Origin of the sequence: Legionella maceachernii (assembly GCF_900167045.1) — a bacterium.
Taxonomy (GTDB): Bacteria; Pseudomonadota; Gammaproteobacteria; order Legionellales; family Legionellaceae; genus Tatlockia; species Tatlockia maceachernii.
The window spans coordinates 35242-59684 of sequence record NZ_FUXJ01000020.1 but is presented as its reverse complement, the minus strand read 5'-3'; the positions used below and the strand labels follow the sequence as shown (position 1 = coordinate 59684).

The window sequence follows — 24443 nt, the reverse complement described above, 5'->3', positions numbered from 1 at the left end:
TGGAGTTGCCCCTATTAAACCGGACCGCAAAATTACCTCAAAGCAGCCATTAAAAACTGTCTAGGAGACATCATATTAAGCCCTTTGTGAGGAGCATTTTCATTATAATCGTGAAACCATTGCGGAAGTTGTCGCATAAAATCATAAGCATTTAGAGCATCATAAAAAGCCACATAATCTCGCTTAAAGGTTTTAACGAAAGCCTCAGCCATACCATTTGATTCAGGGCTATAAGGAGCAGTAGTACAGACCTCAAATCCTAAAGCTCTGGCAAATTCGACGGTATCTTTGGCGACATAGCAGGGAGCGTTATCGCTCAGCCATTGAATTTTATGAGGCAGACGATTAATCACTCCAAAGCGATACTCTACAGCTTCAAGCATTAAATCACGTATCGCTGCTCCATCGATGCCAACAGTAGAGGCGAGATAACTTAAAATTTCTCTGTCGCAAGTATCGAGCGTAAAAGCCACAAACACGCGTTCTCCATTGGCACATTGGATAGTAAAACAGTCAGAGCACCAACGCAGGTTGCTTTTGAGGGTGATAATTTTGCCGTCATGAGTTCTACTCGGTCTTTTGCCGTAAGCGGGTAAAAGTAAATCATTTTGCTTCATGATTTGATAGACTCGCTTATGGTTTACTTTTGGTTGTTGTTGGCGAATTAGCTCTTGGTTAAGCAAGGCAGTTACCCGTCGATAACCATAACTACTTCGTTTGTCAGTAATCGCTAAAATAGCCGGTAGAAGTTGCTCATCTTCTCTTTTTTTATACGTTTGGGTCCTTTTTTTCATTGCCTTAAGCCTCTCTGTTAAATTGGAACGGGAAATATTTAATGTGCGAGCAATTGCCCTCACTCGAAATCTTCCAATCCTGGCAAGGGTTGTCGAGAGATGAGTTTTTTTTCACGACCAAGCTTAACTGCTTCTTTTAATATTTCATTCTCTAGCGTTTTTTGACCTAATACTCGCTCTAATTGCTTAATATGCCTTTTCAATGAATCCACTTCACTTTGAGGCACAACCTTTTCTTCTTTTTTTATACTCGTCAAGGCTCCATTCTCCGCTATCTTACGCCATAAAAATAATTGACTCGGTTGTATACCATGCTTACGAGCAACATACGATACCGTCACTCCATTTTGGTAAGTCTCTTGGATAATTTGATGTTTTTCAACCGGTGTCCATCGACGTTTCTTAATAGTAGAACAAACAATTTCGTTTGGTTCGATTAGTGTAGATATAGTCATGTTACTAGTCCTTACTTGTTTTTTTGTTAATAACTAATGGACCGGTTTAATTAGGGGGCATTACAAAAAGTTGTTAGTATGTTTTATTTTGAACTATTTCCAAACTGGAAACAGTTGCTCATTTTTCAGTTATTTCCATTTTGGAAACATCTGCTCAGGATGTTATAAGCAATATTTGCCATCCCTTTTTCTAACTACCTTATTAAAATGGAGGTGGCAATATACCCCTACCCTTAATCTAACATTGATCATAACTGCTAAATTCAGTTGGTGACAAAATGTCACCAACTGAATAAATATTTAATGTTGGGATTCATTTATTAAATCTAATCCTTTTGTAGTTAAGCGATATTTTTGCAATCGGCTGTTGGGTATGTCTGGAATAGTCATTTCTATCATTCCAAGTGTTATAAGTTGTTTAATTTGCTTATTTAGTTCACCAGAAACGGTTTCATGACCTAAGGCACGAGCAATTTGTAATTTGCCCTTTTCTTCATTTTGTAATATCAAAATGACTCTAGCCGCAAGTTTTGACTCTAGCCGTGACTCTAGCCGTGACTCTAGCCGTGACTCTAATTGTTCATCCCTTTTATCGAAAATAGTGTCAATTGGTATAGCTTGTGCAAGGTATATTATAAAGCGTATTCGCATCCCAATTTCTATAATTTCGGGTTCTTGTAATTTTTGTTCTATAGCTTCGGAGTAGATACGACTTACGCCACTTCCCCATTGTTCAATTAAATTAAGTTCACGAAAAACTCTGGCAATGACATGATTTCTAATTTTTGATATACCCTGTCGCATATCTTCAATTGTTAGTCCTGGCAAAAGAATTCCAGGGTTCTCTATTTCTATACGGTCGTCAAAAAAGGAAATTCGAATTGGCGCACCACGTTGAGAGTAGTCAGTATGAACAAGTGCATTGATAACAGCTTCGCGCAACATAAGAAGAGGGATACTCCAAATATCTTTTCTTTGTACTGCTGAAAAATCAGCGCCACGTAAAGCGTGCTTTTTCAAAAACATCATGATGCTCTCAACTGCATTGGGAAGATAGTCATAGATATCAACATGATCGAAAATACGGGATTTGTCTTTACCAATGAAACGGCCACATTGTACCCAGGCATCAGGAAAATATGTATTGCGTTCTTTTCCAAATAACAATATCGCGCCTTTTGTTGGAACTAATTTTCCTTGATGAGAAGTGATGAGCTTTAAAGTCAGGAGGTTTTTTTCATTCAGCGATTTAATATCTGAAAATAGTTCTTGAGCTTTCGTTATATCAACATCATCGACAGAAAGCTCAGGCATGGGCATTTCATCAAAATTTACTCCTTCTGAGCGACGATGTAATTCTGTGATAAGCTCTTGATCTGCTTGACGGTTTGTGGAACCTAGTCGGACATAAATACCTTGTGTTGATCCCTTTGAATTGATCCAATGAGGTCCTGTATTGCTGACAAATACTTCAATTACCAGCAGTGTTTTATTATTTAGTGTTACCAATTCAATACTAGGTATAAGGCGTGGTGAGATAGAATCAGCAATCAGATTACATAGACGTTCCTCTTCGTCTAATGGATGCTCAACACCTGTTATTTGTCTTTCATCATTGACACCAATAATCAGGTGACCGCCAGCTGTATTTGCAAAAGCAACGATAGATTTAAGTAGTGATTTTGGTGATGATAAATCTCTCTTAAACTCGAGTGTTTTTCCTTCTTGTTGTGTAATTAGATTTTTTATCATAAATTTTTATCCAATCGTAATTTCTGCTTTGTTTAATGCAGCTTTGCAATATACAGCTAATTTGGGGGAGTCTGATTCTATAAGTTGCTTAATACGTTCTTCCCACCGAATAAGGGCTTCCTTTCTTTGAGGCAGCATTTCATTCTTATTGTAAGTAGCCATGATCTTAGGCATCTTGTGCCCTAAACATTTTTCAATCACCACTGGATCAACATGTAACGCTTCACCAAGCTGAGTTGCAAAGGTTCGTCTTAAATCATGTGCTGTCCAGTGGGGGATGCCTACTCATGATTGTATTCTGATTACTGCTCTTGGCATAGCTCGGTCGGATAAAATACTTTGATCGTCTGCGCCGGTAATGACGTATTCTGAATCGCTGTGGGCTTTGAGTTCTCGTAATACCTTTTTAGTCATTTCTGTGAGGTGAATTCTCATGACGATATTGGTTTTGGTGTTTTCGGCAGGGATAGTCCATAAGGAGTTTTCAAAATCGAATTCTGACCACTTGGCTACTCGGATTTCGCCTGTTCTTACGCCTGTAAGCAGGATGATTTTTAAGGCTGCTCGAATCTGAAAAGAGGTGCCGTGTTCTTCGCTGTCGAGGAATTGCCATAAGGTTTTTATTTCATCGAGGGTTAAATAGCGTTCTCTGGGTTTTTCTATGCCGCCAATGTCTCTGGCTCGTATGGTCATTGCAGGGTTTAGAAGCATTTCGCCACGGCTTACAGCATAGTTGAAGGCTTGCTTTAGTGTGCTCAGAACTTTATTGGCATGAACGGGTGAGCCACGACCTACAATTTTATCGAGAGCTTGAGTTATTTCCCTCGTTTTTAAGTGTTCGAGTTTTTTATTGCCTAATAGTGGAATAATATCTCCCTTGATGTGTTGCCAGACTTGCAGAGGCTGGGCGCGGTGTTTTTCAATGTAGTTTGTATACCAGTTGAGCACCAGATTTTTTACTGTGCTTTGGTCTTTCTGTTTTTGCTCTTCAATATGCTCCTTGGGGTTCACTTCTCCATGGCGCATGTCGCTTAAATCAATAAAACGTTTTTTGGCTTCTGATAAACTCATAGCAGGATAGTGACCTATGGTTATGAAGTGCCTTTGGCCATTGATTTTATAACGGTACAACCATGTTTTTAGCCCTTTGGGGGTGACACGGATGCCAAAACCACCATCTCTGAATTCTTCATAACGAGCAGAACGGGGTTTCAAAGATCGAATATATGCGTCTGTAAAGTTTCTTTCCATCATTGCACAACTTAAAAATTAGGTGTACTTCTAGGTGTACTTTCGTGAGTTCTCACATGAAATCGTTTGATATTTTTTGAAGTATATCATTATGAAAAATTTATAAAATACAATAAGTTATTGATATTTTTTGATGCCAAATGATATTGTTTGAAAACACGCTTTTTAAGTATGGGGTGCTAGTGGTCGAAGGTTCAAATCCTTCCGTCCCGACCAGTCTTAGCAAGGTCTATTCCGGAGAGATAGGTTACAAATTATACCGGAGACATAGGTAACACTTTGGGCCCAAAAGGATTGGGTAAGGGTTCCAGTTTACATGTCTGCTCATCGAAATAACCTAAATCATAATTCATAAAACTTACTAACCAAATATTATCTTCGACCTCCTTAATACCGATATTTTGCCCTGCTAAAACACTTGTTAAGTTTATTTTCTTTCCCTTTAAACAAACGCGTCCACAATGAGTTACTGTAATAGTTTTGTCATGAAGAGGATAATCAACATCAGGTAATCCTTTATATTCTTTATGTGAAGGCACATAAATTTCAGCGGGATAACGCATTTGCAAAGCCTGATGTGGCCGCTCATTATTATATTCATGAATAAAGCGGTCAAATTTCTCTTGTTGTTGTAGGAAATTTTCTCCTGCCGGTTTTGTTGTCTCTTTTTTCAACGTTAAGTGCATTCTTTCGTGACGTCCATTTTCTTGAGGATTTCCTGGCTTTATTCGTTCTATGCTGATTCCCAATCGCAGCCACCACACCGACAACTTACTTAGACCAAATAAAGCTTGTGAAGAAAATGGAATTCCATTATCAGTGCGAATAGCATTCGGTAAACCAAATTCTTTAAAAACACGCTCAAATACAGTAATTGCATAGACTTCTTTAGTGGTAGCCAAACCTTCACAAGCAAGCAAGTAGCGGCTATTAAAATCTGTAATGGTTAATGGATAACAATAGTGCTTATTTCCTAACTGAAACTCACCTTTATAATCTGCACACCATAGTTCATTAGGATTTTTACCGTAAGATAACTCTGTGCCTTGAGCTTTATAGCGACGTTTCTTTTGCCTAGTCACTAAGCCATATTTGTCTAAGATAGTATGAATCGTACTGATTGCAGGTGGTTTAACATCGGGGTATTGTCTTAAGATTTTTTCGCGAATCTTTGGCGCTCCCCAGGTTGGTTTTTCTTTTTTTACTTTGAGAATTTCTTTTTCAAGTTGAAATGGAAGTTGATTAGCATAACGATGAGGTCTTCTGCTGCGGTCGTTTAATCCCTCTAATCCGCTATGCTTATAACGTTCAAATATCTTATACCCCGTTTTTCGAGAAATACCGAACTCTTCGCATAAAGAACTCATCTGCTCGCCATCTAAAAGCCTTGCTACAAATTTAATCTTTTCGTCCACTTTATTACACTCCTTCCAAGGCATTTCTTTCTCCAAAATGCCATTGAGTGTAACCTATGTCTCCAGAATATTTTGTTACCTATGTCTCGATAAGGACACAAGGGTTAAAGGCCTCCCTCTTTGAGGCAACATTTCATTCTTATTGTAAGTAGCCATAATCTTAGGCATTTTATGCCCTAAACATTTTCCAATCACTACCGGATCCATATGTAAGGGGTCTATTAAATCGAATGGTTATCCAAACTCCCTTCAATTAAGAATTAGCCGTTGTGTCTTTCCTTGCGGACAAAGGGCGAATGGGGTATTTCATTGGAGGCTAGAGAGAGACAGAATTAAATACCACCCAATAAAAAAATAGGTTATATTAGGCCAAAAAATATTTTGTTAGTCTGGATTATAGGGATTTATTTTTAAATGAGTATTGTACATATTCCTTTCCGTATTTTCTTTTGTGATAGTAGAACTGATCACCCTTTATCGTATCAGAGGCATGGTAGAGCGATGCTGCTGCGTGGAATACCTGTCCTGAGAGAAGAGCCTGCGTGTATCGAGCCAGCAATACCTAACAAGAGTGCAGGCTCACAACATCAAAATTCAGCGGCATTGAGTGGATTTAAGCATTTTAGAAGAAATAATTTCTCCTGTAAGACTACTATCCTATTGAGCAAAAATCATTTAGAGGAGTTGAAAGGACATTTAATGTTGTTCTTTACGGGTTTTTCACGACTCTCTTTGAAAAAAGTGATCAGTCGATGCATGGGTTGAATGTAATTTCACCGGCCTTTACGAGCTCACTTGCTTTTGCCGAAAATGATTATCGAACCCAGTGGGATTTATAACCTTTTTATTTAAAAATGAAATCAATATAAAAATTAGAACAATTATGAAATTTTAGGGAGCAAAGAATGAGGAAAGAAGTTGATGTTGTTTTCGTTAATCCTGGCGATCGTAGTGCCGTTTATCAGGAACTGGGGAATGAATTTTCTGCCATCGAACCTCCCTCATTAGCGGCTATGTTCGCCGGTTACTTGCGTAATAAAGGCCATACCGTGGCAATTGTGGATGCGCCAGCACACAATATGAGTCCTCGTGGCGTTGCTGAATACATTGAAAAGCATCATAAGCCAGTCTTAATTGTCATGGTTGTTTATGGATTTCAACCTTCCGCATCCACTCAAAATATGGTTGCAGCAGGTGAAACTTGCACTGAAATTAAAGCATTGATGCCAGAAGCTAAAATCATGATGACGGGCACGCACCCTGCTGCTTTACCCGAGCGTACTTTGCTTGAAGAAGACGTGGATTTTGTCTGTGACCGAGAAGGTCCAGAGACTATTTACTATACCTTAAAAGCATTAAAAGAAGGTTCTAACGATTTTTCTCAAGCGCATAGTTTATGGTACTGGGAAAATGAAGTAGTGAAACGCAATGAACCAGGCTTACTCATGAAAGAATTGGACCAGGAAATGCCGGGGGCCGCTTGGGATTTATTGCCAATGGATAAATATCGTGCACACAATTGGCATTGTTTTGATCATATTTTTGATAGAAAACCTTATGCGTCTATTCATACGAGTTTAGGATGCCCTTACAAATGTACTTTTTGTTGTATTAATGCGCCATTTGGACGATCTTCTTATAGAATGTGGTCGCCAGACTCCGTTATTGAAGAAATTGACACGCTAGTGAACAAGTATGGCATAAAAAACATTAAGTTTGTCGATGAGATGTTTGTGCTGAAAGCAGCTCATGTGACGGGCATTTGCGATAAAATCATTGAGCGGGGTTATGATTTAAATATTTGGGCTTATGCACGGGTCGATACGGTTAAAGATGAATTTTTAGAAAAGCTAAAGCGAGCAGGAGTTCGTTGGTTGGCACTCGGTATTGAATCGGGTAGTAAACATGTTCGAGACGGGGTAGAAAAAGGACGGTTTGGTTCCATTGATATCATCGCTACCGTTAAAAAAATCCAGGCTGCTGGCATCTATGTGATTGGTAATTACATTTTTGGCTTACCTGATGATACGTATGAATCGATGCAAGAAACACTGGATTTAGCAATTGAGGCCAATTGTGAGTTTGCTAACTTCTATTGTGCAATGGCGTACCCTGGTTCTAAACTTTATGACCTCGCCGTTCAAAACAATTGGGAGTTACCCGAATCATGGATTGGTTATTCTCAACATGCTTATGAGACATTCCCACTTCGCACAGAAGTATTAACCAATTCAGAAGTACTAAAGTTTCGGGATGAAGCATTCATGAAATATTTTACTCATCCTAATTACCTTGCGTTAGTTAACGAAAAGTTTGGGCCGCATGTGGTTGAACATTTAAATCAAATGACTAAGGTAAAGTTAAAAAGAAAGATTTTAGGAGATTAGCGCATGATGATAGGAATTATTGGGGGCAGCGGCTTATCGAATCTGGGAGATATCCAATGTGAATGGGTCACAGTGGATACCCCATTTGGACGGCCCTCAGATCAGGTGATGTTAGGGGAATTAGAGGGCACACGATTCGCCTTTCTGCCGAGGCATGGACGTGGGCATGTCATTCCTCCTTCAGAAATAAATTATCAAGCCAATATTTACGCTTTGAAAAAAGTAGGTGTGACCGATATTGTATCAATGAGTGCCGTTGGATCATTACAAGCACACCTTAAGCCAGGTATGTTTGTGGTGGTGGATCAATTCATTGATCGAACCTTTGCGCGTAAAAGGAGTTTTTTTGAGACGGGTTGTGTTGCGCATGTTTCCATGGCAGATCCCGTGTGTCATCGTTTAGGGAAACATATCACCCAAGTTGCGTCTAATTTGCCCATCGAAATGCAATCGGGCGGTACTTATCTGGTAATAGAAGGACCGCAGTTTTCAACCAAAGCGGAATCGAAGCTATATCGTGAGTGGGGTTGCGATGTTATAGGCATGACTAATATGCCTGAAGCAAGATTAGCGCGTGAGGCAGAGATTTGTTATGCCAGCGTAGCCATGGTGACCGATTTCGATTGTTGGCATCCTGATCATGATTCGGTAACCGTTTCACAAATTATCAAAACAGCTCAAGAGAATGCAAAAAAGGCTGCTCAATTAATTCAGGCCATTTTATCTAAACCCTCCGAGGGCGAGGCTGCCGCCACTTGTGCTTGCAAGTCAGCGTTACGCTTTGCGATCATGACACAGGATTCCCATCGACAGGTTGAGGTGGATCAGAAATTGGCTTTATTGCTTAATCGAGAAAAATCTGAAGAGGCAGTATGCAGTTAAGGCAGTCTTTATTAAATCTATCCCGAGAGCTGGTTAACATAGGACTTAATAAAGGCTCGTCTGGAAATTGCTCAGTTCGTTCCAGTCAAAATTCGTTTTTGATTACGCCTTCGGCTATTCCACCACAAGAAATGGAGCTAACTGATTTAGTCGAAATGAATATGGAGGGAGAGCTATTATCTGGAAGAAAGCCCTCAAGCGAGTGGCGTTTTCATAAAGATATTTATTTGGCGCGTCCGGAAATCAATGCCATCATTCACACCCACTCTATGTTTGCAACAAGCATTGCGTGCATGCAACTTGAAATTCCTGCTTTCCACTATATGATAGCAATGGCCGGTGGTGACACTATTCGTTGTGCGCCTTATGCATTATTCGGAACCCAAGAATTATCTGATTATTCAGTAAAGGCATTAGAGGGCCGTAAAGCGTGTTTACTAGCCAATCACGGGTTGATAGTCGTTGGTGAAGGGTTAAAACAGGCTTTATCGTTGGTGATTGAGGTGGAAAATTTAGCTGAGCAATATTGGCGAATAATACAAACGCCTCACGTGCACATCTTATCCTCCGCGGAAATGGCGCTGGTATTAGATAAATTTAAAACGTACAAATCCTATGAAAAAGATGAGTGAGACCCTATGCAAAAAGGAGAGCGCATGAATATTGAATCCCAAATTCGCACTATTCCAGATTATCCAGTACCTGGGGTGATGTTCAGAGATATTACCACTTTACTAAAGTGTTCTAAGGCCTTTCATGAAACCATTTCCTTATTAGCTGAGCGCTACCAACACTCGAATGTTGAGAAAATTGTTGGTATCGAGTCTCGAGGCTTTATATTTGGCGCCAGTCTTGCCGACAGGCTGAAAACTGGGTTTGTGCCTATTCGAAAAAAAGGAAAATTACCTTATGAAACTGTGTCACAAGAATACAGTCTGGAGTATGGCACGGATACTATTGAAGTACATACTGATGCAGTAGGGCCTGGTGAAAAAATTTTGATTATTGATGATTTGATTGCAACTGGTGGAACAGCACTCGCTGCGTACGAACTGATGAAAAAAATGAAAGCAATGGTATTGAGTTGCTGTTTTATTGTCGATCTTCCCGGATTGGGAGGCAGAAAACGTCTAGAAGCTGAAGGAATAGACGTTTTTTCACTTTGCTCTTTTGCATAAAGGTGTGTTTATTTAATGATTAAGGATGAATAATGTTGGAACAAGTGCACGTACAGACCATTCGATGGAACAATCAAGTTTTGGAAATGATCGATCAGCGAGTATTACCACAGCAATTTGAATACATTGCTTATCATTCTGCAGCCGGTGTTGCGAAAGGGATCCGTGATATGGTAGTTCGCGGTGCTCCAGCTATAGGAGTTGCAGCGGCCTATGGAATCGCTTTAGAAGCATTACGATTACAGGACGAAGCCCTGGAGCCATTCAAAATTGGCATGGAGCAAGCCTTCACCGAGCTTGCTGAAAGTCGCCCAACTGCAGTTAATTTATTTTGGGGACTTCAACAAATGCGAGCCACTTTAGATAGCCATCTGGGTGCTCGATCCATAGCAGAGACTGCACAAGCATTGCTGCGTAAAGCACATGACCTCTATGAAGATGATATTCGTATTAATCGAAAGATAGGTGAAAATGGGGCTAAGTTACTTGCGGATGGGGCACGCGTTTTAACGCATTGCAATGCCGGCGCATTGGCCACTGCAGGACATGGAACAGCGCTGGGAATTTTGCGCAGCGCAGTAGAGTCAGGAAAACGTATTTCAGTCATCGCCGATGAGACACGTCCTTTTTTACAAGGCGCAAGGCTGACTGCTTGGGAGATGGTACAAGAAGGCATCCCCGTGACCTTAATTACCGATAATATGGCAGGGTATATGATGATGAAAGGGGAGGTTGACGCTGTCATTGTGGGTGCAGATCGCGTTGCTGCAAATGGTGATGTGGCCAATAAAATTGGTACCTATATGGTTGCTGTCTTAGCGAAAAGGCATCAAATCCCTTTTTATGTTGCTTGTCCAACGTCGACTATCGATAAATCGATTGCCACTGGTGCTGCCATCCCTATCGAAGAAAGGTCGGATCATGAAGTCAAAGGGTTTCGAGATTACTTATGGGCGGCTGAGGGTGTCAGTGTAAGAAATCCATCCTTTGATATTACACCGAGGGAATTGATCACGGCAATTATTACTGAAGACGGGTATTTTTAACACACTATTACCTTATCACCTGGATGTTGATTTGATGATGAACCGTCAACATGCCAAATAATAATACAAGGAGTAAACAATGAATCAAACCAGTTTATTTACGTCAGAGTCTGTTTCTGAAGGACATCCAGACAAAATCGCCGATCAAATTTCAGATGCGGTGTTAGACGCCATCATCGCTAAAGATCCCTATGCGCGAGTGGCCTGTGAATCATTCGTAAAAACAGGTATGGTTTTAGTTGGAGGTGAAATCACAACTAATGCGTGGGTTGATATTGATGAGATTGCAAGAAGTGTTGTTAAAAATATCGGTTACGACAGTTCGGAAATGGGTTTTGATTGGGCTTCTTGCGCTGTGTTGTCAGCAATCGGTAAACAGTCACCCGATATTGCGCGTGGGGTAGACAATGCTTCCCACGTTTTAGGCGCAGGCGATCAAGGACTGATGTTTGGTTTTGCTAATAGAGAGACGGATGTATTGATGCCAGCCCCCATTGTTTACGCGCATCGGTTAATGCAACGTCAAGCTTTCTTGAGAAAGCAGAATATCCTACCCTGGTTAAGACCTGATGCGAAATCACAAGTAACCTTGCGCTATGAGAATGATCACCCTGTTGCTGTGGAGGCGATTGTGTTATCCACTCAACACACACCAGACATCAGTTACAATGAGTTGGTAGAAGGGGTAATGGAAGAAATCATTAAACCTGTTTTACCAAGCAAATGGCTCAATAAAGAAACAAAATACTTCATTAATCCAACAGGCCGCTTTGTGATTGGGGGGCCATTAGGCGATTGTGGTCTTACAGGACGTAAAATTATCGTGGACACCTATGGTGGGATGGCCAGACATGGTGGAGGTTGTTTTTCAGGAAAAGATCCCTCAAAGGTGGATCGGTCTGCTGCCTATGCTGCGCGTTATATTGCTAAGAACATCGTGGCTGCAGGAGCTGCCGATCGGTGCGAAATTCAAATATCTTATGCCATTGGGGTGAGTGAACCCACTTCTATCCGAGTTGAAACCTTTGGGACAGAGAAATTGCCGAACCATCGCATTGTTGAAATGATTCGGCATTGCTTCGATTTGACTCCTCAAGGCATGATAAATGAATTGAATCTATTAAATCCAATTTATCAACAGACAGCAGCTTATGGCCATTTTGGGCGAGAAGGCTTCCCGTGGGAGCAACTGAATAAAGTGGAGCAATTAAAAGAGTTTATTAAAACACCTACTTCGATTACCGAATGTCAAGTGTAAGGTTTTGTCGATTTCTATGGAGTTCTTATGAGTTATTTGTCAGTAATAATAGAGTTATGGATTTTATTGCTTCTGTGCACACTCGTGGGTAGGCGGGCAGCAGATTTATTACCGAAAGTAACTCATAATTCTATTGGATTTTATGTGGCGCCAATATTGGGGTTATCCTGCCTCCTCTTAATGGCGATTTTATATGGCTGGCTCACGGCTTTTCGCTTGAGGTACACTCTCGTTTCTGTGTTTGCTTTGCTAGTCTTTTCGATTTTCTATGAAAAAAATCCTCGGCAGTTAGTGAAGGAATGGGTACAAGTCTGCGTATTTGCAACGGTTTGCTCATTACCCATATTAATGCCTATCATTCATTACCAGGGTTTCAATCCATTTACAGATGCCTTTACGTATCTTGCACATGGGCAATGGTTGCAAGGCCATGCTTTTTCCGAGAAGCCCTTTGCATCAGGTTACTACCCTTATTTGTCACAAATTGAGTTGTATCAAAATTCGCGAATGGGTGCTTCTTTCTTTTTGGCCTATGTTCAATCGTTATTCGCGTTAAAGTGGTCGTACTACGCGTACACGCCGACAGTGTCGCTTGCTTTCGTAACTGGATGCCTTGCAATTGGTGGTCTTATAAGGCAGGTTATTTCTGCAAAGCGATTTTTTATTCTAGCACTAGCCGCTATTCCTTGTTTTTCAATGAATGGATTTTTGTTTGGTGCTGAGTGGGGCTTTTTTCCTCAAACGTTTGGACTCGCCTTTGCTGCTGGATTTGCCGCACTTTTTCCTCAGCTCATTCGTTTTGTTATTAGTGAAGACAAAGTCTGGCCAAAAATAATAGTTTATGCTTTGCCTGCGTCTCTCACCACAGCAGCCATGTTATTTGCTTATAATGAGCCTTTTCCAATATTCTCTATTGCGTTATGTTTATTTGTCCTTATTGTTTGTCTCAAGCATAAAAAGAAGATTAAGAATACATTACTTTTTTTCAGTATCTATCTCTTGCAGGTATGCATTTTATTAAACTATGAGGGAATCAGGATTGCTAAGAATTTGTTGCAAACCTTGAGCTTAACCAAAGAACCCAATTTTGGTTGGCCGGTTCTTTGGTCACCCATACAATTTTTAGCCCATGCATTCGGGATGAAATCCTCTTTTAGTGATGATCCTTACTATCTTGATTACTTATCAAGTCATTACCTTTTTCCGATTTTATTAGTTGGACTATTGGTATTGCTGTTTCGTTTTATGAGAATAAAATCTAAGCGCAATCTCGCGATAATTTTTCTTCTTTGCGTGGATTTTGTTTTGCTATTATTTTTTATCAAATTCAGGTATTTTTCTGCCTCGAGTACAGAGATTGGGTATACCTTTTTACAGTATAAACTTTCCAAGTATGCCGCCCCTTTTTCGTTAGCATTAATCGGAATCGGCTTTGCCATTTTATGGCAAAAAAAGAAAAAATTGAGGCCTCTTTTTGCCGTTACTTATATGAGCTTGATTGCAGCGGGGTTCTTTTACCAAGACTATTTTGTCTCTCAAAACTTGACGCAAAATTTTATTGATGAAACTAAACAAGACCGCAATCCATTTCAGAGCTTGTTAAAGCTACGCTCAGCAGTGTCGACTATTCCTAAAGATAAGATAGCTTATGTGGCTCTTGGTCAAGCACACAATAAGCTTCGACAGATGGTCGCTTATGTCTTGTATGATCGAAAAATTGCGAGCGACTATAGGGACGACGGATATATCTTAGGAAATCTGCCAGAAGATGAAAGGGCTCTACAACCCCACAAGGAAGATTGGTTGATTACAATAAGCTCAAGAAATACCTCTTGTGAGCCAAAACCTTTGGAGGTTGAGCCCTTTGCAATCTACCCTCCTCTCTCTAGCTATATGATGCTAGCAAAAAATGAAGGGGGGTATGGCACAGAATTTAATGCTCAAGGAGAAACATGGAACTGGGTTTCAAATTCCATAAGTTATATCTACTCTGTGATCGGTGCGGCAAATGAAGCTAAATTTTCATTTAAACTATCAAGCTTTCCACATCCGCGCTCAGTAGTAGTTGAGCTAAAAAATGTATCTGGTGATTTATTAGGCAAGTATGAGTTGGAAAAAAAGGAAGGGGATATTTTGTTTGAAACCCCTTGGGTTAAAATTAATTCAGAGCAGATTGTTTTGCACGCTAAAGCGGATGGAAAACCTGTCAGAATTTCTAGTAATGATCCGCGGGAAGCAAGTTTTGTTATAGCGAATGTTAAGGCTTGTACTCGATAAAAGGTAAGATTGTCCATCTAGCAATTTCCATTGATTTCGCTCATTTACCTTGGTTATGGCCTATCAGAGGGTAGCGAAACAATGGTGAACCAAAAATTTTCGATAGATTGGACAACTTTACCAAATTTATCTAAATCAAGTGGTTTTGTAATGTAGCAATTAACATGGGTGTCGTAAGCTTGAAGAATATCCCTCTCTTCAGTAGAAACTGTTAAAATAACCACCGGAATTTTTTTCAAGGAATCATCTGATTTGATTTCTTTTAGTACTTCTCTGCCGTCTTTTTTGGGGAGATTTAAGTCTAAAATAATCAGGTCAGGGCGTTTTGCATCCGTGAAACCATTACGGCGAAAAAGAAAATCCATGGCTTGTTCACCATCTGTTGTAATGGATAAATTTAATATAAGTTTGCACTCTTTTAAAGCTTCTTGAGTTAAGCGAATATCTGCCAAACTATCCTCTACCAATAAAATATGAGTCGACCTAAGGTTAGTTATTTGTTCCATGATGTTCTCCTTGATGTTTGCAAGTGAAGAAGAATTTTGAACCCTCGCCTAAGGCTGATTCAATCCAAATATCGCCACCATGCTGAGTAATAATTTTCTTACACACAGCTAATCCAATCCCTGTTCCAGGATATTGATCGCGAGTGTGTAGCCGTTTAAAAATTTCAAACACACGTTCTTGGTATTCAGGTGCAATGCCTATACCGTTGTCTTCCACGCAAAAGGTAATACAATCGTTCTCTTTTTTACCGGTGATAGTAATCACAGGCTTCTGAGTGCAGAATTTGATGCCATTGGCAATTAGATTTTGAAATACTTGCCTTAATTGGCTGGGATCTGCCCATACCATAGGTAATTTGTCGTATTTGATAGTCACATCTTTTTCGTGAATCAATTCTTTTAAACCGGCTAAGATGTCATCTAACAAAAGATTAGGATCCACTCGCTCGCACGGCTTGGCTTTTGTTGTGACTCTGGAGTAAGCTAATAAATCGGTAATTAACTGTTGCATTCGCTTTGCTCCATCGACGATATAATTAATGAAGTCGTCCGCATCATCGTCTAACCTATTCTTATAGCGTTTTTCTAATAGCTTTGTGTAGTTCGAAATAACTCGTAAGGGCTCTTGCAAATCATGAGAAGCGATATAAGCAAATTGTTCTAAATCGGTGTTTGAGCGTTGTAACTCATCTAGTGTTGTATTGAGTTGCTCATTGATTTTAATTTTTTCTTGTATGTTCATTTTTAATTCATCGTTAGTTTTTTTATTATCGGTCATATCGCGTATGATCTTTCCAAAACCAATTAAGGATTGGTGGCTATACATAGGTCGAATAATGGTATTGCCCCAAAAAGATTGACCATTTTTACGGATGAACCAGTCGTCAACTTCAAAAAAATCTCTTTCTAACGCCAGTTGTAATTCTTTTGCTGGGTAATTTTCTTTGACTTTATCTTCAGGGAACAAAATAGAAAAATGTTTGCCTATTGCTTCCTTCTCGGTATACCCAGTGATGTGTTCGGCTCCTAAATTCCAATTTACAATGTAACCTTCTGGATTAAGAATAAGAAAACCATAGTTCTTGGAACTATTCATGAATATGCGCAAGCGTTCTTCTAAGATTGTTTTTTCATTGACATTTTTATTTAACCAATAGAAACAGAGAGTAAGTAATCCGATAGCTGCTAAATTAGCTAGAAGTGCTAAAGTGATGGTTCTGCTTTCTGAACTGAAAGCAACTTGATTACGTACATCGAGCAGCTTTCTTTCCTCATCGATGATTTGTGAAGTATGTTGAGTCAATTGATTTGTCATCCATTTGACATTATCGGTGGCAACTATGGCTATGCCTGCCTGCATGCCATTTTGTTTACGCGCTTGAATGGATTGATTTAATAATTTGACATACTCTTCAAACAATTGTGAGAAATTAGATATTCTATTTTGCTGAAGCGGATTATCCGCTGTCAGCGCAGTGAACTCCTTAACATTTTGTTGAATCTGTTGGATTAACGCATTATAGCCGTCAAGACGATTTTTATTGCCGGTAATAAGGTAATCACGCTGCATGTTTTCAAGCGTGTTAACATTAATCATCATTTTTTCTGCGGTTTCTATGGTTTTATGAGTATGAAAAACCCAAGCGTTTTCATCAATTAATCGGTAAATTTGAAAATAAATCACACCACTGATTATAAGAATCAACAAGATACTAATAATAGAAAAGGCTCTTATAGAAGAAGGGGATGAAAATAGTTTCATCGTAGGTCCTTTATTTTAATACCGATTTCTTTTCTGTTTTTGATATTGCTAGTATAGCATGTGAGATAAAATCTATTTTTGTTCCCAAAAAAATATTATTTATTAATGGGTTAGTTTTTATCTTGTATAAGGGTAAGCAAGCCTATCGAGATTATTTCAGGTAATAATGTGATCATATTGAGTGATTTTTAGCATAAAACATCACCATATTATATAATTTTAAGGAAGCAAGCATTTGAAAAATGCAGGACAAGGCTTAAATGAATCTAAAAAGGAATTTATCCATTTTGCTCGTAGAGGATAGCTCTGCCGATGCACGGTTAATCAAGGAGTTGTTGATCGAAGGAAAGCATCTTAATGTGGAGTTTATCGTTATCCAAACGTTGGGTGACGCTATAGCACTGTATAAAGAAAATAGTCATCATATTGATTTGATTATTCTTGATTTAGGGCTACCCGACTCCTATGGGGTCGACACGTTTCGAAAAATGCAAAGCAGTGTGATAGATATTCCAATCATCGTCTTGACCGACCTGCTTGACGGGGATGTAGCCATTACATGTTTAAAAGAAGGTGCACAAGATTATATCAATAAAGGACATTATGACGGCGCTTCCCTTTTTCGAGCAATTACTTCTGCCATTGAGCGGCATCAAGCTGAAAAAAGCCTTCATGAATATGCTTTAGTCCTAAAATCTTCAAACGACGCCATTTACAGTAAAGATTTGAACGGGATTGTTACCCTATGGAGTCGAGGAGCTGAACGATTATTTGGATATACAGCTGAAGAGATGGTAGGACAACATGTGTCAATTTTATTGCCTCCAGAAAGAAAAGAAGAAGCAACGAACTTGCTTCATATCATAAAAGAAGATAAAGAAATTCTAGGGTATGAAATGGTTGCCTTGACTAAAGATAAGCGAAATATCAATATCCTTACGAATGCTGCACCCATCAAAAATAAATTAGGCCAAATCATTGGTACATCGGTTATTGCTCATGACATCACATACATCAAACAAAATGAAATCATCATGGCCATTGAGTATCGAGTTGCAATGGCCTTATCTGAGTCAACTGATCTTATCTCTGCTGGGCATAATATTTTGAAAATCATCTGTGAATTTCAGAATTGGCAAATTGGAGGGATATGGGCAGTCGATCAAAAACAAGATATTTTAAGACATGTCAGTATTTGGCACAGTTTTAAAATCAGCAAGGGCATTAAAGGAAATAGCCAAGATATTGTTTTTCAGCGGGGTGAAGACCTTCCGGGTTATGTATGGGAAGCGGGACGCTCTCTATTTATACAAGACCTGAACCAATTCGAATTGGAATCTCAGCTTTTGACTCTCTTACCTAAAGATTTGCTATGTTGTTTTGGATTTCCAATTACGTTTAGAGGTGAAATTCTCGGTGTTATATTGCTATTTGGGTCTAGAGGCATCCTTGTTGACAGAACTTGTAGCAATATGTTTGACAATATTGGCGAACAGATCGGGGGGTTTATCAAGCGTAAGCACCTTGAGGGAAATCTGTTATATTTGTCTGAGCATGACATATTAACTGGTCTAGCGAATCGTAAATGTTTTTCAAACTGCTTAAGTAGCGAAGTGATTAGAAGCAAAATGCATAAATTACATTTTGCCATTTTGTTTATCGACCTCGATTTTTTTAAAAAAATAAACGACAGTTTTGGCCATGAAACAGGTGATCTGCTGTTACAAGAAGTGGCTAAACGAATTAACCACGCTGTTCGTGAAACCGATGTGGTGGCCAGGTTTGGTGGCGATGAATTTGTTATATTACTGACTAACGTAACTCCCATTGACGCTGTTGCAAGCATCGCGTTTAAAATTTTAAATCTCGTTGCCAAGCCATTTCGCATCACTGATTTCGAATTTTTTATTACAGCCAGTATTGGTATCAGTATTTACCCCAAAGATAGTCGGAGCCCTACTGTTTTGCTGAGAAAAGCAGATCAAGCCATGTATAGCGCGAAAGCATCTGGTAGGAATAATTTTAAATTTTCTTACGGGATGAAATCCGTGTTCACAAGGAAAAAATACATTTTAGAAAATGAATTACATCACGCGTTAGAAAAAAATGAAATTGTTTTATACTACCAACCCATTATAGAAACATCGGGTGCGCATGCAGTAGGTGTTGAAGCGCTTATTCGTTGGCAACATCCGAGTGGGGTCTTAATCTCTCCAGGGAGTTTTATTCCCATCGCGATAGAATCGAATTATATTATTGAATTGGGTAAATGGATCATCAAAACAGCGTGTTCTGAATTCGTTAATTTGAATGCGAAAGAACTTAAAACGATATCAATTAATATTGCTTCGCCTCAATTAAACAGAAGCTTAGTTCAAACAGTGAGAAAAATTATTCGTGAAACGCATATTCAACCCCAGCAATTAGTACTCGAATTGACTGAGCATGTTTTTATTTCGAATACTGAGTCGAATATTAAAATTGTGCGGGAATTAAAAATGCTGGGAATCCAAATTGCTATTGATGATTTTGGTACTGGTTATTCATCCTTCGCTTATTTGAAATCATTCAAGATTGATATCATTAAAATAGATCAGTCTTTTATCAAAGATTTGCCTTCAGATCCGAATTCGGTGGCTATTGTTAAAGCTATTCTAGCAATGGCAGAAGCAATGAATATTAGAGTAATTGCTGAGGGTGTGGAGTCAGAAGCGCAATATCGTTTCTTAGAAGAGTATGGATGCCATTTCCTGCAAGGCTTTTATATAAGTAAAGCATTAACAATAGACGAATTATCTCAATTTTTAGCAAAGAAATAATAAGAAAAAGGTTTGATGGATGCCTTTATTTGGGCAAATCATTGTATTCACCGGTAGTTAAACAGTTTATAATTACAGTTTTGTCACTGAACGAGACATGAGCTCTCATCAGAGGTGAATCAGTTCATTTTACCGACGTGAATACCCTATGAAAACTCCAGTTCTTTGCGCATTCTTTTTTCTTTGCTGCCAAATCCATGCTCAAGGGCAAATACTCGTGGTTTCAGGTGGAGATAATCCCGGTTTAAATCATTATTCACAATACTTACAAACCAAAACGCTTTATAACGATTTAGTTTCAAGATATGGCCAAGATGCTGTACGTATCTATTTTGGTGCGGGTAATAACGCCACAACCTCTAATCCAGTACTTGATGTGCATAAAATTGAAAATACTAAAGAGGATAAATACAACAAGACTGATATCATGCTGGCTGGCATTATTCCCAATAATCAGCCCGCTACAAAAGCCAATGTCAGTGCGTATTTTATGTCACCGCTAATTAAAACAATATCACCGAATCAAAATTTTTTAATGTTCGTTAGTGACCACGGTATGCCTAATGCGTTTTCTGAAGACAAAGAAACGAATCCTTTCGGGAATAATTGCATCGACTTGTGGCATTACGACCAAACACTCATTGATAACACAAAAGCCGAAGATTTTTATAAGGCTTGTTTATCAAAAAATGAATTAAGCGCTTTGCTTACTCAAATTCCAGCACAACACGTTATTTTTCAGATGTCACAATGCTTTTCAGGCGGATTTCATCAATTATCCGTTAGCGAAAAAGAAGGATATCCTAGCGCTAATCCAAAAATCTGCGGTTTTACAGCAGTTACTCCTGATCACATTGCCAGTGGTTGCACGGCTGATGCTAATGGTGCGACTTACCAAGGCTACGAGCGTTCTTTTACAGAATGGTACACCGGTATCAATGTAGTGAATGGGAAAAAAATGAGAGAACCTGCGAAAACAATGTTTTTTGCCCATCGCAATGCTGCTTTGGAGGATATGACTGCCGATGTTCCCCTCTCTACTTCGGATTATTATTTATTGCAATGGGCTGATTTATTTTCTAAAGATCAATTTATTTCCCGCTTGACTAATTACGATAACAAAACGATTAATAAAATCTATCAGAATTATCGTGAATACAGGGCAGCAATCAACAATCCTGACCTAAAAGATTTCATTACGATGACAGAAGCTACAGAACAAAAAATAAGTCAAATTGTACCCTTTGCGAATGATTTTTACAGACTTTCTTTAGTCAATCAAGAAGAAAAAATAAAGCAATTAGAGCATCAAATTCAACAAAAAAGTATTGAGTTAAACATTGTATGGGACGGTATGATGAATGCCTATCTTAATATAATAATGCCCGTATGGCAAAAAGCTATTAAAGAGCATCAAATAAGTACGCTTTCTGCTAAAGAATACGCTTTTGAAAAGGAGCTTTATCAGCCTATTGTGACTAACCGATTATATGAACATCCTTACCAATTTGATAATTATTTCTTACAATACCTATCCATGAAAAACAATGATACAGATTTAGTGAACTATCGGAAAAATCGTAATGAAATAATAAAGCAATGGGCATTAGAAAATCAAAATCAAACTTTGGCGAATACCATAGATTATTGGCAAATACTTAATAAGAAACAGCAACAAATTAAAGACGAACTTGATGCGAGTGAAAAAAATAAGCAATTACTCAAACGAATTTTGATCTATAACAAAGTGATTGCTGCTTGGGTAACTCTGATCAAAATACAGGACAAAACAGCACTTAATGAGCTACAGGGCTTATTAAATTGCGAACATTCGGAATGAGAGCAAAGACTATTCATTTATCTTACTGTACTATAATGGTAAAGAACTCATCCGCTCCTCTACATCCCGCGGGTTGTCCGTAGAGATCTAGGAGCACTGCGCTAAAAGGTTAAACCCCATAAAATTGAGCGACTAAAAAAATTGGATTAATACCCTCTTATTGTCAATTTAATGTCTATACTTAGCTACGAATCTAACATTAACTAAAACTAAGGAAAGTATCATGAATAAAAAAATTTTAGGGACGATTCTATTCGTTTTCTCTTTAGTATTTGGCCAGGTTTCTTTTGCGGATTCTATGGACTGTGGAAAAGGCATTAAGGACATGGTTCAATCATTGAATCTTGATGATTCCCAAAAAGCAAAAATTAAACCTATTTTGGACCAGCTAAAATCCACTGTGAATGATAAAGCAACACAGTTAGATGGTTTAAGAAAGCAAATTAGTCAGCAAGTGATGTCAGCTAATATGGACCAATCCACAGTAGATAACTTAGTTGATCAAAAAACCAAGCTCATTGGTGACATAATTAAGGCCAAAATTGCAGCAACAAACCAAATCATGAGCGTTCTTACTGATGCGCAAAAAACGCAATTACAGAAGAAAATTCAAGATCTAGAAGAAAAAATGGCTGAAAAATATAAAAAATGTCATGAGGACGATTAAGCCTCTGCAGGTATCCGTCCTGAGCACAGCGAAGAACCTCCTGAACCCTTGCCAATACTTTGCTTTAGGAATCCTTCGTTACGCTCAGGACAATAAGCCTTACTCACTTGTCATCTGAGTACAGCAAGAGATCTCTTGACTCTTGACAGCGGATTCCCATGCTGTTGCAAATACAATTTCCCAAATTGATACGACGCATAATCAGTAATATGACCTATATCACGAAAAACAGGGACACCGTTGATATCCGCTCTACAGCGGCCTTGCGCACATTGTATTTCTTTAGGATCAATAACGATTAATTGCGGGTACTTCTTCTGCATTTTCACGAATAATTGATTGATCCATAATTCAATATTAACCTGCAAACTAAAATCGCATTGTTCAGGATCATATTTTTTTCGTTGCTTAACATGTTGAAAAAAACAATCACGAAGATTCTCGTTGGTTGAAGCTGTGCCTTTAATCAAAACAGGCTTTGCACCAGAGCGAGTGATGATTTGTAAAGCATTATCCAAGGCAACAGTAATGCGTTTTTTTGTTAACTCAGGGGAAGAGGTATCATGGCGGTGGTTAATAATGTTATGCCCTAAATAATTCTTCCAAGTTTGGCCTATAATGACGAAGTCATAATGATTGGTTTTAATCATGTCATAATAATGCGCCGTTTGCTCATAGCATTCTTGATATACCTCATTTTTAAAAGACCACCAATCGTAGAGAAATATCCCAGGCAAAGTGAGGCAGGAAGAAGTGGCTTGAGCGAGAATTGATAGATTGGCGTCTTTGGCCAGGACATCCATGAACCCCCAGTAATGATTTGAGAAAGAGTCGCCAATCATCAAGCCCTTCTTGCTGTCGGCATTTTTTGCACCCAAGGTGCATTGGGAGTTTATATCAATATTATGTTTGCCAATGCATAAAGGTCTCTGGGCACTGTTGTATTGATTCAATTGCTCATAAATTCTTACCACTTCCTCATTAAATCGTTCAGGAAGACCGGCCTGTTTTTTGATAATGTGAGCACCAAGGTGAATGAGTCCAATTGGAAATAACAATAAACAGATGAAACTGTAGCGCAATTTCAGATGATTGAATTTGCGTGTTGGTTTTTCAATAAATCGCCAAGAAAGGTAAGCCAAAATGAAGCTGGCACAAAGTGCTAAGGAGAGGATTAAATGGGTATTTTCGATGTTAAGGTAATGAATAAAGGCAAAGACAGGCCAATGCCAAATGTAGAGTGAATAAGAAATTAAGCCGATAAAAACGAGCGGTTTGGTTGCCAGGCATCGAGCCACAAGGGAGTAAGGATGATTTCCTGTTGCAATCAAGATACCCGCAGCAACACAGAGAAGTAAGGCATACCCATTGGGGAAACCAAAATTGATATGAGTGCGTGTTGCGACATAAAATAAGGTGAGCAAGGCAAACAAGCTTAGTGAATTTACAACAATTTTGTTTAAAGCAACAGGTCGGGGGGATAAGGCCACACAAGAGCCTATTAGGAACTCAAAAATACGACTTAAGAACTGGTAGTAAGTTTTGTCGGCATGATGGGTCGAGGAATAAAAAGCCAAAGCGAAAAAGAGAAGCGTAAGCCCATAAATTAGTTTGCTTAAGTGACGTTGCGCAACGACCTGATTCAATAAGTAAATGGCCACGGGTAAGATGAAGTAACATTGCCATTCAATCGATAACGACCAAGTATGCAACAAAGGCAATTGATTGCTGTCGGCAGCAAAATAGCCGGTGGTGACACGGGAAAAATAACTGTTAGAAGTAAAAATGGAGGTTTTGCGAGCACTTTTGGCGTATTGCACTAAATCATCAGGCAAATAGAATACCAAGGCAAAAAGGGTGACCACCACTAAGAGACAAATGAAGACGGGTTGTAGACGCCACAATCGTCGGCTGTAAAATTCGGCGAACGAAAAATGATTATTCTGAATGGATTCATGGATAAGGGAGGTAATCAAAAAACCAGAAATGACAAAAAACAAATCAACGCCAACGAAACCTGAGGGAAATAGCGTCAGACCACTGTGAAAAAATAAAACAAATAGAATTGCAATTGCTCTTAAGCCATCAATGTCTGGACGATAATTCATCCCGAACTTCCCTAAGATTTAAATGCGAATTTATAACATAAAAATT

At 38.9% G+C, this 24443-nt stretch carries 17 protein-coding genes and 2 pseudogenes; 11 read left to right on the top strand and 8 right to left on the bottom strand.

Annotated elements, in window-relative coordinates; genetic code table 11:
* Positions 1 to 32: 32 nt before the first annotated feature.
* From B5D33_RS14285 to B5D33_RS17100, 5 genes and pseudogenes are all read right to left on the bottom strand, one after another.
* Positions 33 to 1249 (bottom strand): IS3 family transposase gene (locus B5D33_RS14285; protein WP_115304853.1). Its coding sequence is split into 2 segments (ribosomal slippage): positions 33 to 907 and positions 907 to 1249, totalling 1218 coding nucleotides; the frame shifts between segments, so codons are not numbered across the junction.
* Between the two features lie 300 nt (positions 1250 to 1549).
* Positions 1550 to 3001: an AlbA family DNA-binding domain-containing protein gene (locus B5D33_RS14280; RefSeq protein WP_058451828.1), complete on the bottom strand. Its 1452-nt coding sequence runs from the start codon at positions 2999 to 3001 to the stop codon at positions 1550 to 1552.
* 6 nt (positions 3002 to 3007) lie between these two features.
* Positions 3008 to 4255, bottom strand: a pseudogene (locus tag B5D33_RS16685) (tyrosine-type recombinase/integrase).
* A gap of 251 nt (positions 4256 to 4506) precedes the next feature.
* Positions 4507 to 5691, bottom strand: coding sequence for an IS481 family transposase (locus tag B5D33_RS14270; protein WP_058451827.1), 1185 nt, complete (start codon positions 5689 to 5691; stop codon positions 4507 to 4509).
* A gap of 81 nt (positions 5692 to 5772) precedes the next feature.
* A pseudogene (locus B5D33_RS17100) lies at positions 5773 to 5886 on the bottom strand (tyrosine-type recombinase/integrase); the annotation flags it as partial.
* 195 nt (positions 5887 to 6081) lie between these two features.
* Here B5D33_RS17100 and B5D33_RS16420 point away from each other — a divergent pair.
* The 8 genes from B5D33_RS16420 (at position 6082) to B5D33_RS14235 (ending at position 14695) form a co-directional block, all read left to right on the top strand.
* Entirely contained in the window at positions 6082 to 6432 is a 351-nt protein-coding gene (locus B5D33_RS16420; RefSeq protein ID WP_133141009.1) for a hypothetical protein, read from the top strand.
* A 140-nt stretch (positions 6433 to 6572) separates the two neighbouring features.
* Positions 6573 to 8054 (top strand): B12-binding domain-containing radical SAM protein, encoded by a 1482-nt coding sequence (locus B5D33_RS14265; protein ID WP_058451826.1) that lies wholly within the window; start codon positions 6573 to 6575, stop codon positions 8052 to 8054.
* A 3-nt stretch (positions 8055 to 8057) separates the two neighbouring features.
* Positions 8058 to 8936 carry an S-methyl-5'-thioadenosine phosphorylase gene (locus B5D33_RS14260; protein WP_078767477.1) on the top strand — a complete coding sequence of 293 codons (879 nt, stop codon included), beginning with the start codon at positions 8058 to 8060 and terminating at the stop codon, positions 8934 to 8936.
* Positions 8927 to 9568, top strand: a complete 642-nt coding sequence (locus tag B5D33_RS14255; RefSeq protein ID WP_058451825.1) for a class II aldolase/adducin family protein — start codon at positions 8927 to 8929, stop codon at positions 9566 to 9568. The genes B5D33_RS14260 and B5D33_RS14255 overlap by 10 nt, the downstream gene beginning before the upstream one ends.
* A gap of 24 nt (positions 9569 to 9592) precedes the next feature.
* Positions 9593 to 10114 (top strand): adenine phosphoribosyltransferase, encoded by a 522-nt coding sequence (locus B5D33_RS14250; protein ID WP_058451824.1) that lies wholly within the window; start codon positions 9593 to 9595, stop codon positions 10112 to 10114.
* 32 nt (positions 10115 to 10146) lie between these two features.
* Positions 10147 to 11160 carry an S-methyl-5-thioribose-1-phosphate isomerase gene (gene mtnA, locus B5D33_RS14245; protein WP_058451823.1) on the top strand — a complete coding sequence of 338 codons (1014 nt, stop codon included), beginning with the start codon at positions 10147 to 10149 and terminating at the stop codon, positions 11158 to 11160.
* 79 nt (positions 11161 to 11239) lie between these two features.
* On the top strand, positions 11240 to 12418 hold the full coding sequence (gene metK, locus B5D33_RS14240) for a methionine adenosyltransferase (RefSeq protein WP_058451822.1): 1179 nt from the start codon (positions 11240 to 11242) through the stop codon (positions 12416 to 12418).
* Positions 12419 to 12445: 27 nt separating this feature from the next.
* A complete protein-coding gene (locus B5D33_RS14235; RefSeq protein WP_058451821.1) occupies positions 12446 to 14695 on the top strand; it encodes a hypothetical protein in 2250 nt (749 codons plus the stop codon).
* 53 nt (positions 14696 to 14748) lie between these two features.
* Here the strand turns inward: B5D33_RS14235 and B5D33_RS14230 are convergent, their stop codons facing one another.
* Both B5D33_RS14230 and B5D33_RS14225 read right to left on the bottom strand, forming a co-directional pair.
* The gene (locus B5D33_RS14230) at positions 14749 to 15201 is read right to left on the bottom strand and encodes a response regulator (RefSeq protein WP_058451820.1); all 453 of its coding nucleotides are present in this window, start codon (positions 15199 to 15201) and stop codon (positions 14749 to 14751) included.
* Positions 15185 to 16963 (bottom strand): CHASE3 domain-containing protein, encoded by a 1779-nt coding sequence (locus tag B5D33_RS14225; RefSeq protein ID WP_058451819.1) that lies wholly within the window; start codon positions 16961 to 16963, stop codon positions 15185 to 15187. The genes B5D33_RS14230 and B5D33_RS14225 overlap by 17 nt, the downstream gene beginning before the upstream one ends.
* Positions 16964 to 17223: 260 nt before the next feature.
* Between B5D33_RS14225 and B5D33_RS14220 the strand changes: the two genes are divergently transcribed.
* The 3 genes from B5D33_RS14220 (at position 17224) to B5D33_RS14210 (ending at position 22289) form a co-directional block, all read left to right on the top strand.
* A complete protein-coding gene (locus B5D33_RS14220; protein ID WP_058451818.1) occupies positions 17224 to 19782 on the top strand; it encodes an EAL domain-containing protein in 2559 nt (852 codons plus the stop codon).
* Between the two features lie 148 nt (positions 19783 to 19930).
* Complete coding sequence (locus tag B5D33_RS14215) at positions 19931 to 21622, top strand: hypothetical protein (protein WP_058451817.1); 1692 nt, start codon at positions 19931 to 19933, stop codon at positions 21620 to 21622.
* A 223-nt stretch (positions 21623 to 21845) separates the two neighbouring features.
* Positions 21846 to 22289, top strand: coding sequence for a Spy/CpxP family protein refolding chaperone (locus tag B5D33_RS14210; protein ID WP_058451816.1), 444 nt, complete (start codon positions 21846 to 21848; stop codon positions 22287 to 22289).
* Positions 22290 to 22399: 110 nt separating this feature from the next.
* On the opposite strand, the gene B5D33_RS14205 is transcribed toward B5D33_RS14210, so the two are convergent.
* Entirely contained in the window at positions 22400 to 24397 is a 1998-nt protein-coding gene (locus B5D33_RS14205) for an acyltransferase family protein (protein WP_058451815.1), read from the bottom strand.
* Positions 24398 to 24443: the final 46 nt, after the last annotated feature.

Coding starts and splice junctions, on each gene's coding strand:
- mtnA (WP_058451823.1), top strand. CDS start 10,147: ATGTTGGAACAAGTGCACGTACAGACCATTCGATGGAACAATCAAGTT.
- B5D33_RS14215 (WP_058451817.1), top strand. CDS start 19,931: ATGAAAACTCCAGTTCTTTGCGCATTCTTTTTTCTTTGCTGCCAAATC.
- B5D33_RS14225 (WP_058451819.1), bottom strand. CDS start 16,963: ATGAAACTATTTTCATCCCCTTCTTCTATAAGAGCCTTTTCTATTATT.
- B5D33_RS14205 (WP_058451815.1), bottom strand. CDS start 24,397: ATGAATTATCGTCCAGACATTGATGGCTTAAGAGCAATTGCAATTCTA.
- B5D33_RS14265 (WP_058451826.1), top strand. CDS start 6,573: ATGAGGAAAGAAGTTGATGTTGTTTTCGTTAATCCTGGCGATCGTAGT.
- metK (WP_058451822.1), top strand. CDS start 11,240: ATGAATCAAACCAGTTTATTTACGTCAGAGTCTGTTTCTGAAGGACAT.
- B5D33_RS14270 (WP_058451827.1), bottom strand. CDS start 5,691: ATGCCTTGGAAGGAGTGTAATAAAGTGGACGAAAAGATTAAATTTGTA.
- B5D33_RS14260 (WP_078767477.1), top strand. CDS start 8,058: ATGATGATAGGAATTATTGGGGGCAGCGGCTTATCGAATCTGGGAGAT.
- B5D33_RS16420 (WP_133141009.1), top strand. CDS start 6,082: ATGAGTATTGTACATATTCCTTTCCGTATTTTCTTTTGTGATAGTAGA.
- B5D33_RS14220 (WP_058451818.1), top strand. CDS start 17,224: ATGAATCTAAAAAGGAATTTATCCATTTTGCTCGTAGAGGATAGCTCT.
- B5D33_RS14235 (WP_058451821.1), top strand. CDS start 12,446: ATGAGTTATTTGTCAGTAATAATAGAGTTATGGATTTTATTGCTTCTG.
- B5D33_RS14210 (WP_058451816.1), top strand. CDS start 21,846: ATGAATAAAAAAATTTTAGGGACGATTCTATTCGTTTTCTCTTTAGTA.
- B5D33_RS14250 (WP_058451824.1), top strand. CDS start 9,593: ATGAATATTGAATCCCAAATTCGCACTATTCCAGATTATCCAGTACCT.
- B5D33_RS14280 (WP_058451828.1), bottom strand. CDS start 3,001: ATGATAAAAAATCTAATTACACAACAAGAAGGAAAAACACTCGAGTTT.
- B5D33_RS14255 (WP_058451825.1), top strand. CDS start 8,927: ATGCAGTTAAGGCAGTCTTTATTAAATCTATCCCGAGAGCTGGTTAAC.
- B5D33_RS14230 (WP_058451820.1), bottom strand. CDS start 15,201: ATGGAACAAATAACTAACCTTAGGTCGACTCATATTTTATTGGTAGAG.